The sequence below is a fragment of the Shewanella sp. 11B5 genome, assembly GCF_002836795.1.
In the GTDB taxonomy this organism is placed as follows: Bacteria; Pseudomonadota; Gammaproteobacteria; order Enterobacterales; family Shewanellaceae; genus Shewanella; species Shewanella frigidimarina.
Genome location: NZ_PJAP01000693.1, coordinates 1 through 2008 on the forward strand (window position 1 = coordinate 1; position 2008 = coordinate 2008).

2 protein-coding genes are annotated in these 2008 nt (G+C 43.1%); both read right to left on the reverse strand.

From position 1 onward, the window contains the following. Positions 1-154: 154 nt before the first annotated feature. Positions 155-1180 carry a DUF2955 domain-containing protein gene (locus tag CXF78_RS15395; RefSeq protein ID WP_102037281.1) on the reverse strand — a complete coding sequence of 342 codons (1026 nt, stop codon included), beginning with the start codon at positions 1178-1180 and terminating at the stop codon, positions 155-157. Positions 1181-1300: 120 nt separating this feature from the next. Continuing rightward, positions 1301-2008 (reverse strand): HlyD family secretion protein (locus tag CXF78_RS15400; RefSeq protein WP_102037282.1); only part of this gene is annotated, 708 nt, incomplete at its 5' end.

Consider the following 2008-nt stretch of genomic DNA (forward strand, 5'->3'; position numbering starts at 1 on the left):
CGTACGTTATATCTAATATTATCAGTCAATTATCAAGTTGTTCTGCAAAGCAATCTAATACTTCTATAATATCCACTTCCAAATTGCGATTGAAATCAGCCCACGGATGGTGAATATGCTCAAATTAGATCAATTTACCGCACACATCAATTGTTCAACCAAATCGAGTAGCTTCAAATCGATTTAATAACCGATGCATCACATAACACAGTAATAATGTTGCCACGATAGCGACTAAGATACTGCTTATCCGGTACAACGCACTAAAAACTAAGTCATTATCTGGAGTTAAATATTGACCGAATAATATCCCTAAGGTAGTCATAGCACCGAATCCCACACCTGAGCCACTCGCTTCTCTCACGTGTACTTGGCTAAACAACATTAAGCCTATCCACAATAGTGGTATCACAAAAATCAATAATCCGGACCAATCATAGAGTAACCCTTGTCCCACCAAGCCAAAAGTCACGCCAAACAAGGTGCCGATAGCTCGTTTGCGGGCATAACCGAGTGCACCATTCCAATGCATTGGGAATAACAATAACAAGGTGGTGGCTTGAGCAGACATAGAATCACGTAAGTTAAAGACCTGAAAAACCACAAATGATGCAGTTGCAATAGATGCTCCGAGTAACGCTTCATGGCGCATACGGTTAGGCACTTTAACCACCGCAGCAACTGGCGTTCTTGGTTCAACATCGGGCCATAGAGCCGTCATAGCATAAGCAATGACGACTGATGCTGCCGTCGCCCAAAAATTACTAAAAATGAGATTATTAATATCGACACTTGGATAACTGGCAAAGTGCAGCATAATGCTTAAGCTGATAACCCCATTAGCGCCAAATAAAAACAAGCTACCGCGTGACATTGCTGCAAAACGATACAAAAAAAGCACAAACACAATAGGTAATATCACCCCTGGGTGAGCACCAAATAAACCGCCTAAAATACCTACTTCAATCCCAGACATTACAGATGATGCCAACAATTGCCTCATCGCATGGGCATTCATCACAGGGACTAAACCGAGCAATAACATTGGAGTGACGGTAAAAAAAACACCATAACTGAGATCGAAAAACTTGCATATTGCAAACCCTAGCGTGGCGCCTGTTGCAATGCGTAAACATTGACGTAAATCGTTTTGAGTCAAAGGACTATGGCGTAATAACATATGAACAACCTAGGGCATTGATACAAGATACAGCACGCTAAATGAATAACCTGCTGCATTGTCTTGAGTGTGATTTGATATAGTGATTAGTAACAAGCAATATTGAGCTTAATGGCGACGTTAATAAATATAATGCAGTGTGCTGATAACCTTGATTTGAACCTTAGCTAAGAAGCCAAGCAAACCACTATTGGGGACTAATTGCACCGTTGCACGTGCTCCAGCAGGTAATGCATAAACGCCTTGGTGGTCAAGTTCAAGGTGTAAACGTAAACGCTGAGCGTCACGTACCCAACGTACAGACTCTTGCGGATCAGCTAAACGGCCATTTGCATCAAATTGCCCGGCACTCACACCAGCATCTACGGTACTCACTTTGGCATGATACAAACGCCCAGGTTGACCATCAAAAGCAATAAGTGCAGTTGATTGTGGCTCAATACCTCGTAAACTTTTTTCTCTAAAGTCAGCAATAATATCAACGGTTTCTGACACCACAGCCAATAGCGGCTGACCGACAGTGGCAAAGCTGCCGACTTCTAACTGTAAGTTGGTTACCACCCCATTTTGATCGGCGCGAATTTGAGTGTAAGACAGGTTTAACTCTGCTTGAGCCAAACGGTTTTGAGCTTGACGCACTTTTAAATTATCTTCGCCATTGCGTCCACGGCTTACCACTAGCTTAGTTAAGCGTGCTTTGGCGGCAAGTAAGTTAGCCTCAGCCGTAACGGCATCACTTTGAGCTTGATCGGTTAACTGCTGCGATACACCTCGAGAGGCGTACAGTGCATCAAGGCGTTTTGCTTCACTGTTTCTCTGCTGTGCACT